We start from the raw sequence: 16,898 nt of genomic DNA, 5'->3' as shown, positions 1-16,898 counted from the left end.
TCAAATTATCAAAGAGAAAAAAGACTCCGTCGCCCATATCTTGCGGATTTCATCCCGCAAGATGATTGGTGTATACAGGCTGACGCAGTAGTCTCAAGGTGATACAGTCACCCCATCACGCAGAATATCGGATGAGGCATTTTTGATACCATGGCCTCCTTTCGCAAACCTAGACAGTTTGGCTCACCTTCGTACAACAATTTTCGACCTCAATAAACCCATGGGCTAAGAGGGCAAAAGTTGAGATGCAACTAAGCGATCGGCGAGTTGCATCTCGGCAATTGCTTAGTTGCATCTCGACAAACGCTTTTGTATAACACTGTTTTCCAATCAATTACAAGATAGCTATGTAGCCCTATTTTAGGTGGATTTTATGTCTGGCTCTTATACCGCACAATCTCTCATGGGAGGGGGTGGCGTTTTTGAATGTGGCAGTGATTTTGTACCTTTGTTGTAAATAACAGATTTGATACACATATATAATATGGTGAGAGTAAGGTTTGCACCAAGTCCTACAGGTGCACTTCATATTGGCGGTGTGCGTACAGCACTTTTTAATTATCTCTATGCTCGCCACCACGGTGGCACGATGGTGCTTCGCATTGAGGATACAGATAGCAAACGCTTTGTACCAGGAGCGGAAGAGTATATCATTGAGGCCTTGCAGTGGCTTGGCATTGAGATTGATGAGGGCATTGGTACCGACCATCAGCCCTACGGCCCTTACCGCCAAAGTGAGCGAAAGGAAATCTACCAAAAGTATGTGCAGCAGTTGCTGGATGCTGGCAAGGCTTATTATGCTTTTGATACTGTAGAAGAGCTGGAGGCTGCACGAAAGGAGTACCCCAATTTCAGCTACGACGCCACCACACGTGAGCAGATGCGAAATAGCCTTTCGCTCCCCAAAGAGGAGGTCGACCAGCTCATCAATAGTGGTGCCGAATATGTAGTGCGCTTTTTAGTAGAACCCAATAGAGATGTAGAGGTCAATGACCTGATCCGTGGCAAAGTAGTGATCAATTCATCCATCCTTGATGATAAGGTACTCTACAAGAGTAGTGATAGCTTACCCACCTACCACCTTGCCAATATTGTAGATGACCACTTGATGAAGATTACTGAGGTGATCAGGGGTGAGGAGTGGTTGCCTAGTGCCCCACTCCACGTACTACTTTATGAGGCGTTTGGATGGCAGGAGAGTATGCCTAGGTTTGCACACCTCTCCTTAATCCTCAAACCTACGGGTAATGGTAAGCTCAGCAAACGCGATGGCGACAAACTCGGCTTTCCTGTATTTCCACTTGAGTTCGTCGACCCAAAGGATGGCACTATTTCCACAGGATATCGCGAACAAGGGTATCTTCCCGAAGCTGTGATCAACTTCCTGGCTCTCCTTGGCTGGAACCCTGGCACAGAGCAAGAGATTTTCTCTATGGAGCAGCTGAAAGATGCCTTTTCTCTAGAGAGGTGTAGCAAGAGCGGTGCCCGCTTTGACTTTGAGAAGGCTAAGTGGTTCAACCACCACTATATCCAGATGATGTCGCTAGACCAATTACTCCCCATTGTGCGTCCAATGCTCGAAGCAGAGGGCATCGAAGCTAGCGATGAGAAGCTCAAGGAGGCGATTGCGACGGCACAGGAAAAGGTGCAATTGCTCCCCGACTTTGTACGGGAGGTGAAGTATCTATTTGTGGCGCCTACCACTTTTGAAGAGAAGGGAATGAAGAAGCATTGGAAGGCGGAGACACCTGAATACCTGCGGATGATCATTGATCTACTCAAGGGGCTAGATAAGGGGGCATCTCAGGAGACTATTGAGCAGGCACTTTACGACAAAATAAAGGGAGATGAGCTACCTATGGGCCGGGTGATGAATGGGATCCGTATGGCTCTGGTAGGTGAAGGCCGTGGCGCTAAGATCCATGAAATCATCCATATTCTAGGCATTGAAGAATCGATTCGACGCATAGAGTATGCGTTGAGCGTTAATGAATAATATTAGCTGAGATCACTGAAAAGAGAACGCCCTATGTCTTTACCGACATAGGGCGTTCTCTTTTAACAACCGTAACGACTTGGATTAAAACTCCTCGTGAGATGGGTGAATCATTCTTGCAGTCTCCACACGGCAGGTGTAACTATGCAAAAGGCGGTATGCAAGGTAAGCGATGAGGTAATAGAGGGCGAGGGCAATGCTATCAAGCTGTAGGGTAAGGGTCATTGGGTCGTGACTAAAGAGTGAGGTAACAGAGTGCATCCACCCAGTCATGAGCCGGAGCATCTCTAATAGGAAACTAGGCACCCAGTCAAAAATAGCAGTAAGCAAGAAGGCAACTAGTGCCAAGGGGATCAGTAAGCTGCTGATAAATACGAGGGGGATATTACTCCAAATAAATACAAGTGGAGCGGCTCCAAAGTTATAAAATAGGAGTGGAAGTACTCCAATCTGTGCCGCCACAGCAAGGCAGATGAGGTCTCTAAGCCACTGGAGAAGTCTATTGGTAGGGTTAAGCAACCTTTTGAAGAGGGGGAAAAAACTATAGATGCCCCAAACGGCGGAAAGACTTAAGAGTAATCCGATACTATAGTAAGCAAAAGGATTGATCACTATAAATACCAAGAAGACTAGTGAGAGGAGCTGAATGGGGTCAGTGGGTCTGGTAAGCACTTTTCCACCAATAAGAAGGGCGCTCAATAGGAAGGCTCTGACGGTAGCCGTGGAGGCTCCAGAGAATAGAGTGTAAGCGAGAAGCACTATAAAAAGGAGGAGGTAACGGAGGTACCGCCACTCATATTGCCAAAGTGCCCATCCAATAAGTAGGCTAGCTATCCACGCCACCACACCTAGGTGATAACCACTAAGTGCCAATAAGTGAGCCACGCCCGAATCGGTAAATTGCCGTTTCAGACTAGAGGGGAGCAGTGAGCGGTCACCAAGAGAGATGGCATAGATAAGTCCCCTACCCTCCCACGGTATGTAGTCAGAGGCGAGTGTCTCAAATTGATGCCGAAGGAGATAGCGCCAGTGCTGAAGGATACTCGTCAGAGGTCTAGTGATCATCGGAGCTAGTGTCTCAATGCTCTGAATGGTGGCCGTAGCATGAATCCCCTCACTAATGAGATACTTTCGATAGCCTTTATTCTTGAGTGCGCTGAGTGGTGAGAGATCAAGTGCTGCCACCCCTTCGGCTCCGTAGCTATTCGCCTCATTGATGGTGCTCGAATCAGGCACTTTAAGCAGCACATTGATCCATTGACCATTGGGTAGCTCTACCTTTGCTCGATACCGAATTTCACTCTCGGCACTAGCGATGAGGGGATAAAGAAGTTTTACTCTAGCATGACTTACGCTGCAAGGCTGAAGAATTTGCTCATATCTAGCACCCCTAAGATGGGTATACAGACCGAAGGCGATGGCGATGAGTAGGGTCCAAATCAGCAGATCAGCCTTGATCTTTTTGAAAGGATAGAAAAGCAACACCCCGATCACAACAACCAGGGTGATGCTTATCGCAAAGAGGTAGTCCGACTGGGCAATCAAAGCACCCAATAAGACCCCTATCACCAATCTGAAAGCTGGACGATGGGTATACTCAATCCTAGGGACTAGCAGTGATGACATGGAGAGGTAGCTCTGTGGTGTGGCACGCCTCTCCTCTATACCTCTAAAAGTCTTTCGATAGTTTTCTGAGGATCCTCGGAGCCAAATACGTAGCTTCCCGCCACCAAGGCATCTGCTCCGGCATCAAAGAGCTGCGCTGCTGTCTCAGCATTCACTCCACCATCTACCTCAATCAGCACCTCTAGTCCCCGCTTCTCAATCATTTTTTTAAGCCTTACCGTCTTATCAAGTATTTGAGGGATAAATTTCTGCCCTCCAAAGCCAGGGTTAACCGACATCAAGAGTACTAGATCGAGATAAGGGAGTAGGTCTTGGAGTAGCTCTACAGGGGTGTGGGGGTTCAGGACCACGCCAGCCTTCATGCCAGCATCACGTATCTGTTGCATCGCTCTATGCAAGTGGCGCGACGCCTCGTAGTGCAGCGTGAGGAAATCCGCTCCAGCATCCGCAAAAGCGGTGATATAACGTTCTGGTTGCTCTATCATTAAATGGACGTCAAGGGTCTTAGTCGTAGCTTTGCGGATAGCTTGGACTACAGGTAGCCCAAAGGAGATATTGGGCACAAATAGTCCATCCATAATATCCAAGTGTATCCACTCTGCTTTGCTCTGATTGAGCATCTCTATATCACGTCCGAGGTTTAGAAAGTCCGCCGATAGCACGGAGGGTGCAATGATTCTTGCCATGTCTTAAAGTATTGGTTTATTGGTCAGTATTTGTATGTGAAGGATATCATTCTCATCTTTTAATCGACGAATGAGATAATTCAGCTCTGTAATATTAGGAATACGTATGCGTAAAGTACCGATAGCCCGATCAATGGAGCTAGAGAAATGAATCTCTATCAAGGGAACTCTCAAATCTCTAATGGTGCCGAGGACATTATGGACAAAGCCATCTTGATTAACTCCCTCCACCTCCAGAGTAACTCCAAAGTTGGAGTGGATATGAGGCCCCCACTCCACCGCCACGATTCGGTCGCCATAGGTAGCTTTGAGTTGCATAGCAATTGAGCAGCTCTTTTTATGTACTTCTACTTGGTCTTTCTGATTCAGTATCCCATCTACTTCCTCCCCACAGATTGGTTTGCAGCAGAGAGAACGGATATAATTTCTACGCCCATCTCTCGCCTCTAGGGTATAGAGCTTTTTGCGATCCTCTGGAGCGACGCTAGGCACCTGGGTCTCATCCGAATCAAGCCACAACTGACGGTCTTCGCTCATACGATTTCCCTTGTGCCGCTCCTCTATTAATTGCTTGGTCAAGTCATCGTCTAGCGAGACCTCGCCCGACTGCACTGCGAGAAATAGATGCTCGGGTGTAGGGTAGCTCAGCACATGCCCAAAATTAGGGACCAAATCTCCCAACGCATACCCCTCTCTGTGGAGATGGGCTTCGAGAAGGTTTCGACCTCTTTGGATCTGCTTGGTACGAACATTACTCAGGTAATTACGAATATATCGCTTGGCTTGTGGACTAGTAACATACTCCAGCCACTCCTCTCTCGGCTGTACCTTCGAGGCAGTGAGCACCTCTATCTGGTCTCCACTATGAAGGGGATAGTCGATATTAACCATCACATGATTGACCTTGGCACCAAGGCAATGATCGCCATACTCTCTACCTAGCTCATAAGCGAAGTCGAGCACAGTGTACCCTTGAGGTACTCTCAATTGGTCTCCCATCTTGGTGAATATCAGCATCTCCTCGGTGGTAAACTTGTACATCATTGTCTCGTAGTCGTCCGATGCACTAGGTCCAGGATTGCTGAGGAGTACCCTAACGTTATTGAGAATATTTTGCTCTATTTCGTCGATCTCCCCAGGGTGCTGCTTGTATCTCCAATGTGCTGCAAGCCCTCGCTCAGCCATTTCATGCATTCGCTTGGAGCGGATCTGCACTTCTACCCACTCTCCGAGGGGGCCCATAACAGTGATGTGAAGGGCTTGATAGCCATTTCCCTTAGGCTTCGTGAGCCAATCGCGAGTGCGGTCGTCCTTAATCCTAAAGTGCCGGCTTATGGCTCGATAGATCCTAAAGCAATCATCGTATTCGGTATCATTACGAGTCGGCTCGAAAACAATTCTGATAGCAAATAGGTCATAAATCTCATCAAAAGATAATTGCTTAGTAGTCATCTTTTTCCAGATGGAATAGATGCTCTTCATCCGATGCTGAATTTCGTAAACTAACCCAGTAGCTTCGAGGTCTTCACGCACTTCGGCATAGAATAGCTGAAAGAGCTTGGAGCGCTTGGCACCGCTACGCTCTATCTCCTCCTGTATCTCGATGTATTGCTGTGGATGGTCGTACTTAAGTGAGAGGTCATTGAGCTCACTCATAATATCGTACATACCTAGGCGCTCAGCGAGTGGAGCATAGAATAGGCGCGTCTCGGACGCAATCTTTGCTTGCTTTGCCAATGGCATACTTCCTAGCGTACGCATGTTATGCAGACGGTCAGCTATCTTGATAATAACAATCCGCATATCATTATTGGCCGTCAGAAGGAGGTGGCGGATATTTTCGAGCTGGGCAGAAGCATTCTCCTTACCCATCATCATCTCTGCCAAAATCTCACCCGAGAGCTTGGTGAGCCCATCCACAATACGAGCAATGGTAGGGCCAAACATATCTCGGATATCCTGCACCGTATATTCGGTATCCTCTACCACATCGTGTAAAAGAGCCGAAGCGATGCTCGTGGAGCCCAGCCCTATCTCGTTGCAGCAAATGCTTGCTACAGCGATAGGGTGTAGGATATAGGGCTCTCCACTCTTGCGCTTTGCCCCCTCGTGTGCTGCACGTGCCAGATTAAAGGCCTTGCAAATAACATCGGTGCGCTTCCGATGGTTTGAATTGAGGTAATCAGCCAGCAATTGATCAAAAGCTGATTGCACCACTACTCCATAATCCTGCTCTGACTGCATACTTATCTAATATAGGTCTTGTATTCCATACCTTAACAAAAGTACACAATTTTAATGAGATAATATAGCCATGGCCAATTCGCCCTAGACAAAGAGGCCATAAGATCATCCGCAAAATATAGAGCTACCCCACTGGTCGCACAATAACCACTGTGCGACCAATGGGGTAGCTAAATCTAATTGCTCATCTTCGACAGGCGCTTGGCTCGGCTGCCTCGCCTAGAAGACGTATGAGCAACGTTGCTAAATCAATACTCTAAACCTCTTGGAAGAGTCTTAGCTGTTTCGATCCACTTTTGAACCGACTTAAGAGGTGGAATACGACGCACCAGCTTTTTAGAGTTATTGACCTCCTCCATCTTCTGTACAAGGTTCTCGGCATTTCTATTGGCTAGCTCCTTAACTGTATCAACGCCAGTAGCCTCTAGTAGCTCCGCATACTGAGCACCAACGCCCTGGATACGGAAGAGATCCACATGATTGGCCCATGTAAGTATCTTATCCTCATTAATACCAGTTGCACTTGCCAATTCTTTTCTCTGCTTCTTGGTTTTGGTTGCTTTCAGCAACTCGTCAGTCGTTTTGATACCTGCCTCTCTAAGCTTCTGACCAAAAGCTGAGCCAATGCCCTCTATCGTTTCAATCTTGTAATTTGCCATAGTAATAATACTTTCGTTTTTTGTTATTGAATTATTTGTAACTATCTCTTTTCCACAAATGTATAGAATATATTTGACTTAAGCGGCCTATTACCCCACTCTTTTTGCACCGCCAATTAATGAGATGGTGCAAAATACATGTGGAGCCACCGCATGATGCTATTTCACTAACCACCGAAATGCAAAGAAGAGATGGGCAAAAAGCGTCTTTACCCACCCATAGTGGCGACCCATTATCTCGAACCGCTCCCTGAGAGAGGCGCGGTGATTTCGAGTAGTAGCTCCTTCCGAAAGGTAATCAGTCAGAATCATTCTACTATTATAGGTGTGCTGAGCTTTTGACAAGATATTTAGGCACCAATCAAAGTCGCTAGAAAAGCGATAATCAAGATTGAATCTAGGCACTAAGGCTCTACGTGGATAGAAGGATTGATGGCACACCACCATTCCCTTTAAGAAACTGCGATAGGTAAGCTGCTCTGGGGTACTCAGGCGGCGAGTTCTGAGGAACTGCCTATTTTCATCGACGATATTTGTTTCTCCATAGATCACATCAGGCAAAGGGCTTTTGATCTGAGCAAAGACCTCTGAGAGGGTAGTTGGAGAATGAAAGGTATCACCAGCATTCATAAAACAGAGATAATCGCCTGTAGCTGCTTGAATCCCCTTATTCATAGCATCGTAGATCCCCCTATCTGGCTCACTTATAAAGAGGTCAATATCACCTTGGTACTGCTCAATCAGCGCCACGGTACCATCAGTAGAGGCTCCATCCACCACTATATATTGTATATGAGGATAGGTCTGGCTTGCTACCGATTGGAGTGTATGCCCTATCTCTCCTGCCGCATTATAGCAGACGGTTATCACACTTATAGATATCTTTTCTTGCATATCAAGAATAATAATGGTAATTTTGCACCGTGCATCTTCGTGCGTAAATGGCCTCGTAGTTCAACGGATAGAACAAAAGTTTCCTAAACTTTAGATATGGGTTCGATTCCCGTCGGGGCTACTTTTATAAATCGTATAAAACCGCTTTAAGTTGGATATGAACCACTTAGAGCGGTTTTTGCTTGTTTTTGTCTGTATCAAAGTCGGGTAAATGGGTTTAGATATGGGGTAATTCGTCCCACCTTTTGTCCCACTTTTGAAATCTGTCCCACTTTTCATATTTCGCTATCGTTTTCGTGGCGGGAGGTGAACATATCCATCATCTCTCGCTTCGTCTTATCGGTTATGGTTATGTATGGCTCCATTGCTTTGTAGTCCTCGTGCCCACTCCATTTCATCACCACTGGGACGGGTACGCCCCTCTCTATGGCATTACTGATGAAAGTACGCCTAGCCGCGTGGGTGGAGAGGAGTCGCCACTTTGGTTGCGTGGTCTCCACTCTCTTGCCTGCGATGTAGTCCACCTTTTTTATCGGTTCATCTATCCCGCAGAGCTGTCCCACCTCTTTGATGTACTTATTATATTTCTGATTGCTCAGCCGTGGGAGGTGCTTATCGTATTTCTCTATTATCGCCCTGCTGTAAGTGTTGAGCTCGATACGTAGGGGCTCGGAGGTCTTTTTCGTAACGATGTCGATGTAGTCCTCCTTGATATCCTCTGGCTTGAGGTTTTGCAGGTCGGAGTACCTTAGGGAGGTGAAGGAGGATAGGCAAAAGAGGTCTCGCACTCTATCGAGATACTCCGCTGGCATCTCTGCGTGGTACATTGTCATCAGCTCCTGCCAGGTGAGTGCAATCACGGGTGGCTTGATGATGCGGAGGCGTGGAGCAAAGGTTTGGTAATCGTTTGGCACTCGCTCACCTTGTACCCTTGCCCAGTTAAGGAACCAATTGATACGCTTTAGGTAGTCTCTGACGGTGGAGTTGGATAGTTTTTGGCTGTAGGTGAGCCACTCTACGAAGCTCTCCAACCAAGCGGTGGTAACCTCGGATAGCTCTGTATCCTTTGCTCCGTAGAGTGTGAGCTTATTCTGGACCGCTTCAAATCGCTTTATGGTAGCATCTCCCCACTGCTGCAGGGTGCTTTGGTGGCGAATAAAACGCTCTAGGGTGGAGGCGAGGGTACTACTGCTCTCTGGGGTGCGTTGCAGGGCGGAGTTAAAGTCCTTTTTGAAGCTGTCGGCGGTGGGCGTCTCTCTGTCGGTGTCATGCTGCAGGAATAACCGCTCGGCGGTATCGATGTAGTTTTGTATCTCCCTATTGATGTAGTTGGCAGGTACTTTCTTGCGTCCGTGGGTAACGTTAGGCTTGCTCCTCTGTGCTTCGCTGTTCCACTTCGCTAGCTCCACTCGGATGCCTATGTTGAATGCCACCCTGCTTCGGCCGAAGGAGACACGGAAGCGCAACCTGCCGGTGTCGTCGGGGAGCTTATCGGGATTGACTGAGCAGGTCCACTTCATAGCTGACAATGTCTATACAATTAATGCGACCTTATTTATCACTGGAGTGCTTTGAAATTCTCAATGTAGTAGTCTATATCATCACTTCCTAGCTTTGTTCTCCTTGTCTCCTTCTTGCAGTCCAAGTCATACGTTATGTCGCTAATAACAACGCCCTCAAGTATAGATTTATTGTCCTTCTGACATCCTTTTACACTCTTCCCGTCATCAAGTGCAATCTCCCAGCGCCCTGTCTTTATATTGCAGGACACAAATGAGCCTCTCAGCTCCACGAGCTCCACATTTATTACCTCCTCTGTCTCCTCAAGCTCGTTGTAGTACTCTCTTATCTTTTCAGCAGGGATATATACAGAGTTGTCTCTATTGTCATCTTCGCTAATCTTGAAGTTGTATTTCAGTGCCAGTCCTTCCTCACAAAGTGCAGAGTAAATCTTTTTTACAGCATTATATTCATTTGTGAGCATTTCATCCATTGGTACGTTATTCTCCAATAACTCTTTCATTCTTCGCAAAGCCACTTCAGTCTCTGCTGGTACCTGCCCAAACATATCAATATCTTTCCCGACAGAGATATGCAAATTCAAAGAGGCTGCAGACGCTCCTATTAGATACAGTTTGTTTTGAGTATTCCTCGTCACTGCGTTGAAAAGAGCTTCAGATGCGCCAAGTAATATGCTGGCGACATCCGTCGGTGCTCTATGCGTGCCAACAACGTCATCTACACCTATCGTAAAGACTGGAGCTTTTATACGTTTTTGTTCGGAGACAATTAAGTCATCATTACTTGGGAAATAACACCTATATGCCTCCGCAGGTAGCATCTCATCGGATGGCATAAAACCAGGGCGTGCTCTCTCCGCAAGTATCGTATTGCCGTCCTCACAATCAAGAAAGTAATAGTCTCCGTCCTCTGGGTGTGTGAATGCAAATCGTAGCGACTTTGTGTTGTGCCTTAGCTCGTTTATCCTCTCCTTGCTTACTCTCACGCCCAGATACCTTTCGTATCCAAGTTCAGCATCAAAGACGAGTACGCAGATATAGCTGGCTCCAAATCGGTCTGATCCGATAAAAAGCTGCACTCCATCATAATAGTCAAGAACTGTATCTATCGTAATTGGTGTCATAGCTCTACTATTGTACATCTTGATATTGAGAATTTGTCAGTCTTCCACCACGTCCAATGGTGATTTCTCCCCTCTAAGACAACGCCGTCCTCCGTGTTAAGTGTAAATTCAACAATGTACTTCCCTGTCCTCGGGAGCCTAAGCGCATTTGCTAAAGTCTCTACATCGTCAAAGATTGAGACTCCTCTCATTACACAGGGGTCATCACCACCTCGGATTGCACGCCTTGTCCCTACTTTAGCCTGAGAGTAAAAATCACTTTCACTGAGAGGGTTGCTCCTTGCCATTCTATAGTAGACCTTGTTATTGTCAGGAGCCTCTGCATTTGATGGCGGACAATTGTCAGGTAGTTCCTCACTCCAATTCATCGCAAAGATATCTAATTATATTTGATTATCGTGTTAAAATCTGGTTTTATGCTGTTGGTTTGATAGCAATTGTAAAGGTGAAAGCATCTACGAGGTCATTACAAATCGTTGCTCATCTTTTCTTTTGATGTATAGTTTGACAAGCTATCCGTATATGATATCGCCACACAGAAGCCTCCCATGAAATCGTAGTATTCAATACTCAGGTAGATATACCCTCCATTTTTCAGACTTACGGTTGTTCTGTACTCTGCATCTTCATATCGAAAAGCTGTTTCTATTCCTGTTTCTGAACTACCATAGTCTGGGTCGATACGCTCCTTTGAAGTGGTTTTGCTTTTGCCATACTTCTCTACTAAGCTCTCTTTGATATCTTGGTATAAACCCTTTGCGTCTTCAAAAGAGAGAGAGGAGGGGAATGTAACATCAACCGTCTCGATATTCCCATAATCGTTCTCCATGACGTCAACAAGACAGCCCGCCACCCCAGAGAATGTGCCTACTAGCATATGGTGTGTGAATGGCCTTCCCCTATCTGTATCTAAATGCGTGAAGTCCTTCTGCTCAAGCTTATCAATAAACACTTTTGCAGGCTCTCCGAGGGAGATCCCTAGGAACTCTGTGTGTGTATCTTTTGGCGTGCACGAAAAAAGAAGAAGCACAGCCAGCAGGGAAAGTACTAGTCTATTCATAGCTTTATTTTTTTTACTGGTTAATAGTTACGGGTGAGGGAGACGATATGGTAGATATCCTTTACCTCGGAGAGGTCAAGGACAAAGTCGGAGTACTTATCATTAAAAGAATGACAGGTGATGGTATGGTTCTCCACGTCGTGCTCTGTGATGTTCTTAATGAGTATTCCTTCGCTTTTGGTAGCTATAATCCAGATGCTGTAATTATAGATCCTTAGTCGGTTCTCCTTATAGCAGTCAAAGGGGACGTGCTTTGCGAGTATCTCATCTCCTTCTATCAGCGTTGGCTCCATAGAGTCTCCTGTGACGGTGAAGATGGCGTGGTCGCTTGCTTTAGCTCCAAGCGGTGCTATCACTGTTCGCTTCTCTCCCCAGTCGTCTGCGAAAACGTCTTCATACCAACCGGTGGAGCCTGCCATAGCCCTATAAGGTATTACCGGCACGGTAATCCAGTTGAGTGCTTCTGGGTCCAACTTCCTCGCGTTTGCTTCCACCTTGCTTTCTCCTGCTAGCATAGTCCCTTCACCTGTGAGTAGCCAGCCTAGGTTAATTTCTTTACCTTTGTCCAGTGTAAGAAGTTTAACCAAGACCCCATCGGACAGTGGTTTTGCACCTGATATGATTTGGGAAAAGTAGCTTTCTCCATATCCTAGCATATCTCCTATTTCCTTTTGCGTCTTTGCTATGCCTTTATATATCAAGTAGTTGATTACTTGCGACGCTCTTAGCTTCTTCTCGTTCACTTCTACCTTGCTTCCACCTGCTAGCATACTTCCCTCTCCAGTGAGCAAGAAATTCTTATCAACTTCAGGAAATGCGGTGGTAATCTTGTCGGCAATCTCATAGGAGAATGCCTTTGTCTTGCCATTTGCAATATCGTGAAACCTTTGTGGAATTACACCTATCCTCCGCGCTAGTGAAGAGCGGTTCTCTCCCGTATAATCAAGGAGCCTATCTAATATGTCAATCGCGTTCATCTTGTTAAATACATTTAATGATAGTTAAATACTAAGGTTTTCTTTGTTAGTATGTAAGATATTCTTACCTTTGTAGCAGTTAAGGGGGTACGCCTCACAATCGTACCAACTAGATGACTACAAATGTAAACATAATAAACGAGAATAGAAATGAAAGCAAGTGAGTAGAGAGACAATAGGGGTGACACCCTTCGAGAAAATGCGAGTGGGTCAGAAGATACAGTACCCTATCGAGAGACGTGAGACAGTAAACGCAAACCTTGTAAAGGTTCGACTAAAGTACCAAGAGAGAAAGTACTTAACAGTGAGTGGCGAAGCACTCATATATATAATTAGAGATAAGTAGACGAAACGAACAAACGAGAAAGACTATGACAACGGCACTGGACTTAAATTGGTATGACCGCGATAGCGTGATAGATTTCAAAAGATACTTTTTGGAAATGGCTATCAAGTGCTCCACTACTAGAGAGCGAGTGATTAAAGAGGTGGCAGAATTCATTCGTACGGTTGCTGACAACTGCGAGCAGATAGGGCGGGACGGCAATGGGTCTCTGAGCTACTGTGAAATGGGTAGTAACTTTTGGATTGACTTTGATGCCTCAATTAGCTACGAGGCGGTCTACAGCTATGGCGATTATTACACACCTAGCGACTGCGAAGTTACTCCTATATACAGCTCTCTCTCCATTAGTCGCCTAACGCTTTATAGCACGATTAGCGACGAATATGAGATTGACCTTTGCGATGTTTTTAACATTTCAGAAGATGATATAAAGCTATGCAAGCGTTAAAAATTCTACTAGTGTGTGTGGGGGTGGTAGCGGTTATAGCAATGCCAAGCGATGATGCAGATATGAGTTTGGTACTCTATGCAGGTATTGCGGTGGCGACTAAGGCGGTGGCGTTTGTGGCGTTTTTGCTAGCTATTAAAATTGATAAGCGATATGGACAACGAGAGGCTAATTGATTTGCGAGAGAACGACCTGAGGGCGATTGTAGCTAGCGAAGTGGCGAAAGCCCTCAGGGCGACGACTCGGGGCAGTGGCTCGCAGATAGTGAGCGGGCGGAAGAAGATTGCCGAGGCACTAGGCATCGGTACTGACAAGCTAGACCAAATGGTAGCCGACGGCTACCTCCGTGGGGCGGTAAAGAAGAATGGCCGCACGATGATTTGCGATATTAATAAGGCGTTTGAAGCCTTTAACGATGAATGGAATAACTAAATACTATGGCACTGATTGACGATATGCGAGAGATGAGCCGCCTGATGGGCGAAATCCTAATAGCTAGCGATAAATTTCTACAAGACTATAAGGCGAAAGAGGCGAAGCGGAGCGAGCTAGAGAACTCCACAAATGGCACTCACAGCGAGAGCAAAGATACTCACGATGAGAGAGGCGAGGGCAATGTTACGGTTGAAGCGTTCGCTCCTGAGCGGGTCCGTTAGGTTTTCCATTTGCGGATACTCCTCTTGGTAGGCTATCCCAGCGTCGGTAATGCGAGCGTCGATCGGTCTACCGCCAGTGGCAAAGGCAGCATCTATAAAATCAAGATCAGCGAGGTGCCTGAAGGCATAATGCACAGGCTCATAGCGTCGCAAGCGTGTGGCACGGTAGGCAAGTTTGTAAACGTCGGCAAATGGGACGCCGTCCTTTAGCTCCCTAAGTACAAGACGCTCAATGCGTGTTAATCTCATTCTTTCCATAAGAGTGGGCAACAGATAGTAAGTAAGTAGTGACAATGCAAATATATAAATAACCAATGAGAGTACCGCCCTAGGTGTGGGTGGGTAAGCTAGTGACAAAAGCATACAAGTTGAACAATGCAACAGCTCACCAACGGGCGGGACTCCTTTTTATTAGACAGTAGTATTATGGTACAGACGAAAGAGATTAAAGCGACCTACTCAGTAGGTGGGAATGAAATCACCCTAACGCCCGCAACGGTGGCGACATATCTCACTCGAGGTAATGGCAAGGTGACGGAGCAAGATGTGATGCTATTTATTAGCCTATGCAAGTTTAACAAACTAAATCCGTTCCTAAACGAGGCGTACCTCGTGAAGTATGGCACGCAACCCGCTCAGATGATAACCTCTAAAGAGGCGTATTTCAAGAGGGCAGAGGAAAATCAGAATTTCAAGGGCATACGCTCGGGTATTATCATCGGTAGGCAGGGGCAAAAGGATCAGCCCTGGCAGGTGCTAGAGGTGGAGGGGTGCTTTCAAGCTCCTGGCGATGTGCTACTAGGTGGGTGGGCGATGGTCTACCGCTCGGATAGAGATTACCCTGTAGTGGCTAAGGTCAACCTCAACGAGTACGACAAACAGCAAAGCGTGTGGAATGAAAAGAAGTCCACGATGATAGCCAAGATTGCCAAGGTGCAAGCGCTTCGTGAGGCGTTCCCCACTCAGTTAGGGGCGATGTACACGGCCGAAGAGGTGGCAGAGTACAGCGAGGTGCCAACCACTCAGGTAGAGGCGACCAGCCAAACGCAGGCAACTTCGGCAATGGAAAAGGCAAAGCAGGCAATGGCGAAGAGTGTCGCTGAGAAGTCCGAGAGTACTGAAGAGGTGCCCCAAGAGGCAACAGCGACGGCAGAGCCTGAGGCGGTGAAAGTAGAGAGTAAAGAGAGAAAATAAGTGAGTCAATAACGGGCTGAAACAATCGGTGTATGAAACATTTCTATTTCTCGTATCAAACGGAAATGTTTTAGGTACCAAACAGAAACGTTTTATATACCGATTATTTTGGCTCCCAATATAGAGCAGTTTAGAGATGATTGTTACTAAGAAATTCAATAATAGAGAGGATTGGCTTGAGAGCAGAACAGAGGGGATTGGGGCGAGTGACATCGCTACGATTGTGGGGCTTAACCCTTATGAAACCCCCTACTCACTTTGGCGGAGAAAGCTGGGGCTGGACCCCGCAAAAGAAGAGACCCTGCCGATGAAGTTGGGGCACCTTATGGAGGATACGGTAGCCACCCTTTATGCAGATGAAACGGGGGCGATGATCGACCCCGATAGTGTGGGTGACTTCATTGTATACGATGATGAGGTACCGCACCTGAGGGTGTCTCCCGACCGTTACGCTACTAGAGTGGACGGCACTCTTGAGGTGGTGGAGATTAAGACTACTCAGATGACGGTAGACCCTGATAACCTCCCAGAGTGGTGGTTCTGCCAATTGCAAATGAATATGGGTGTGACGGGCATTCACGAGGGTACGTTGGCGTGGCTCTCCTCTGGACGGACGTTTGGGTATCAGCACATCAAGTTGGTGCCTGAGTTCTACGACTTCCTTCGTGAGTCTGCGGAACGCTTTTGGCGTGAAAATATTCAAGGTCGTCAAGAGCCTAAGCCCATTAATAGTGATGATATCCTAGCGAAGTACGGCATCGGTACTAAGGGCAAGGAGGTGGAGGCGAATACGAGTACGTACCAGGCGTGCCAACGGCTCAAGATGCTGAAAGACCAAATCGCAGAGCTTGAGGCGGGCAAGACTAGGCTAGAGGAAGAGATTAAGCTGGCACTGAGTGACGCTACTGAGCTAACGTTTCACGGTGAGCTACTAGCCACTTGGCGGGGCTCCAATGGTGTCAGTTCGTTCGATCGCAAGGCGTTTGAAAGGGACCACCCTGAGATAGCGAAGCGGTATATCATTGAAAAGCCTGGAACGAGGAGGTTCCTACTAAAGTGAAGAAGAGTATAGAGATACGGGCAGTGGTCAACTACCTGCACATTCTAAGGCCAGTTCGGAGGTCTACAGAGCGAAAAAGCTACTATCGGCTGGATGTGTTGGTACCAAAGGACGACTGCAGCACATTGGAGCAGATAGTTAATGCGGTTTGGGCAATGGGGGCGAAGCTTGGCGATACTGACCTGCTGAAGGACGGCGATGAGAAGGGGCACACCCTATACAAGGGTTGCTACTACTTTACAGCTAAGAGAGCGAGCGACCTCGACCCGATGAAGATAGAGGGTATTCCACGTAATGGCACGGTGGCTTCTATGAAGCTTCTGCCACTTCGGGCTTATGTGGGCGGTGCTCCGAGTGTCACCTTTAGACTAGAGAGTATAAGTTTCAGTAATTAATAAATGTTTTTAA

The 16,898-nt window shown here is 46.8% G+C and carries 18 protein-coding genes and 1 tRNA gene; 8 read left to right on the top strand and 11 right to left on the bottom strand.

Features of this window, described 5'->3' with window-relative positions; genetic code table 11:
* Positions 1 to 484: 484 nt before the first annotated feature.
* Positions 485 to 1,996 (top strand): glutamate--tRNA ligase, encoded by a 1,512-nt coding sequence (gltX, locus tag MWL85_RS01870; protein WP_018028875.1) that lies wholly within the window; start codon positions 485 to 487, stop codon positions 1,994 to 1,996.
* An 84-nt stretch (positions 1,997 to 2,080) separates the two neighbouring features.
* Here gltX and MWL85_RS01865 read toward each other — a convergent pair whose 3' ends face one another.
* The 5 genes from MWL85_RS01865 to MWL85_RS01845 all read right to left on the bottom strand — a co-directional run bounded on the left by MWL85_RS01865 (position 2,081) and on the right by MWL85_RS01845 (position 8,105).
* On the bottom strand, positions 2,081 to 3,622 hold the full coding sequence (locus tag MWL85_RS01865; RefSeq protein WP_244401207.1) for a ComEC/Rec2 family competence protein: 1,542 nt from the start codon (positions 3,620 to 3,622) through the stop codon (positions 2,081 to 2,083).
* A 35-nt stretch (positions 3,623 to 3,657) separates the two neighbouring features.
* The gene (gene rpe, locus MWL85_RS01860; protein WP_244401206.1) at positions 3,658 to 4,308 is read right to left on the bottom strand and encodes a ribulose-phosphate 3-epimerase; all 651 of its coding nucleotides are present in this window, start codon (positions 4,306 to 4,308) and stop codon (positions 3,658 to 3,660) included.
* A gap of 3 nt (positions 4,309 to 4,311) precedes the next feature.
* Positions 4,312 to 6,552: a RelA/SpoT family protein gene (locus MWL85_RS01855; protein WP_070707046.1), complete on the bottom strand. Its 2,241-nt coding sequence runs from the start codon at positions 6,550 to 6,552 to the stop codon at positions 4,312 to 4,314.
* Between the two features lie 248 nt (positions 6,553 to 6,800).
* Entirely contained in the window at positions 6,801 to 7,211 is a 411-nt protein-coding gene (locus MWL85_RS01850) for a DUF4332 domain-containing protein (protein ID WP_244401205.1), read from the bottom strand.
* A gap of 159 nt (positions 7,212 to 7,370) precedes the next feature.
* Positions 7,371 to 8,105: a glycosyltransferase family 2 protein gene (locus MWL85_RS01845; RefSeq protein ID WP_244401204.1), complete on the bottom strand. Its 735-nt coding sequence runs from the start codon at positions 8,103 to 8,105 to the stop codon at positions 7,371 to 7,373.
* A 49-nt stretch (positions 8,106 to 8,154) separates the two neighbouring features.
* Between MWL85_RS01845 and MWL85_RS01840 the strand changes: the two genes are divergently transcribed.
* Positions 8,155 to 8,226, top strand: a tRNA-Arg gene (locus tag MWL85_RS01840).
* Between the two features lie 154 nt (positions 8,227 to 8,380).
* Here the strand turns inward: MWL85_RS01840 and MWL85_RS01835 are convergent.
* The 5 genes from MWL85_RS01835 to MWL85_RS01815 all read right to left on the bottom strand — a co-directional run bounded on the left by MWL85_RS01835 (position 8,381) and on the right by MWL85_RS01815 (position 12,786).
* Positions 8,381 to 9,625 (bottom strand): site-specific integrase, encoded by a 1,245-nt coding sequence (locus tag MWL85_RS01835; RefSeq protein WP_244401203.1) that lies wholly within the window; start codon positions 9,623 to 9,625, stop codon positions 8,381 to 8,383.
* A 38-nt stretch (positions 9,626 to 9,663) separates the two neighbouring features.
* The gene (locus MWL85_RS01830) at positions 9,664 to 10,749 is read right to left on the bottom strand and encodes a DUF6575 domain-containing protein (RefSeq protein WP_244401202.1); all 1,086 of its coding nucleotides are present in this window, start codon (positions 10,747 to 10,749) and stop codon (positions 9,664 to 9,666) included.
* On the bottom strand, positions 10,746 to 11,117 hold the full coding sequence (locus MWL85_RS01825; RefSeq protein ID WP_244401201.1) for a hypothetical protein: 372 nt from the start codon (positions 11,115 to 11,117) through the stop codon (positions 10,746 to 10,748). The genes MWL85_RS01830 and MWL85_RS01825 overlap by 4 nt, the downstream gene beginning before the upstream one ends.
* Positions 11,118 to 11,215: 98 nt before the next feature.
* Positions 11,216 to 11,809, bottom strand: coding sequence for a hypothetical protein (locus MWL85_RS01820; RefSeq protein ID WP_244401200.1), 594 nt, complete (start codon positions 11,807 to 11,809; stop codon positions 11,216 to 11,218).
* A gap of 20 nt (positions 11,810 to 11,829) precedes the next feature.
* On the bottom strand, positions 11,830 to 12,786 hold the full coding sequence (locus tag MWL85_RS01815; protein ID WP_244401199.1) for a S24 family peptidase: 957 nt from the start codon (positions 12,784 to 12,786) through the stop codon (positions 11,830 to 11,832).
* 371 nt (positions 12,787 to 13,157) lie between these two features.
* On the opposite strand from MWL85_RS01815, the gene MWL85_RS01810 reads away from it, so the two are divergent.
* Genes MWL85_RS01810 through MWL85_RS01800 form a run of 3 tightly spaced genes read left to right on the top strand, consistent with a single transcriptional unit; the run spans position 13,158 to position 14,012 of the window.
* Complete coding sequence (locus MWL85_RS01810) at positions 13,158 to 13,580, top strand: hypothetical protein (protein WP_244401198.1); 423 nt, start codon at positions 13,158 to 13,160, stop codon at positions 13,578 to 13,580.
* Positions 13,568 to 13,756 carry a hypothetical protein gene (locus MWL85_RS01805; protein WP_244401197.1) on the top strand — a complete coding sequence of 63 codons (189 nt, stop codon included), beginning with the start codon at positions 13,568 to 13,570 and terminating at the stop codon, positions 13,754 to 13,756. The genes MWL85_RS01810 and MWL85_RS01805 overlap by 13 nt, the downstream gene beginning before the upstream one ends.
* Positions 13,734 to 14,012, top strand: a complete 279-nt coding sequence (locus MWL85_RS01800) for a DUF3853 family protein (RefSeq protein WP_070707820.1) — start codon at positions 13,734 to 13,736, stop codon at positions 14,010 to 14,012. Before MWL85_RS01805 ends, MWL85_RS01800 begins: the two co-directional genes overlap by 23 nt.
* A 116-nt stretch (positions 14,013 to 14,128) precedes the next feature.
* Here MWL85_RS01800 and MWL85_RS01795 read toward each other — a convergent pair whose 3' ends face one another.
* The gene (locus MWL85_RS01795; RefSeq protein WP_244401196.1) at positions 14,129 to 14,485 is read right to left on the bottom strand and encodes a hypothetical protein; all 357 of its coding nucleotides are present in this window, start codon (positions 14,483 to 14,485) and stop codon (positions 14,129 to 14,131) included.
* A 177-nt stretch (positions 14,486 to 14,662) separates the two neighbouring features.
* Here MWL85_RS01795 and bet point away from each other — a divergent pair, with 177 nt between their 5' ends.
* The 3 genes from bet (at position 14,663) to MWL85_RS01780 (ending at position 16,885) form a co-directional block, all read left to right on the top strand.
* Positions 14,663 to 15,430: a phage recombination protein Bet gene (gene bet, locus MWL85_RS01790; protein ID WP_244401195.1), complete on the top strand. Its 768-nt coding sequence runs from the start codon at positions 14,663 to 14,665 to the stop codon at positions 15,428 to 15,430.
* A 136-nt stretch (positions 15,431 to 15,566) separates the two neighbouring features.
* Entirely contained in the window at positions 15,567 to 16,490 is a 924-nt protein-coding gene (locus tag MWL85_RS01785) for a YqaJ viral recombinase family nuclease (protein WP_244401194.1), read from the top strand.
* Positions 16,487 to 16,885 carry an ssDNA-binding protein gene (locus tag MWL85_RS01780; protein WP_244401193.1) on the top strand — a complete coding sequence of 133 codons (399 nt, stop codon included), beginning with the start codon at positions 16,487 to 16,489 and terminating at the stop codon, positions 16,883 to 16,885. The genes MWL85_RS01785 and MWL85_RS01780 overlap by 4 nt, the downstream gene beginning before the upstream one ends.
* The last annotated feature ends 13 nt before the right edge of the window (positions 16,886 to 16,898 follow it).

The organism is Porphyromonas somerae, assembly GCF_022845615.1.
GTDB lineage: Bacteria > Bacteroidota > Bacteroidia > Bacteroidales > Porphyromonadaceae > Porphyromonas_A > Porphyromonas_A somerae.
This window is presented reverse-complemented; position numbering and strand designations above follow the sequence as displayed.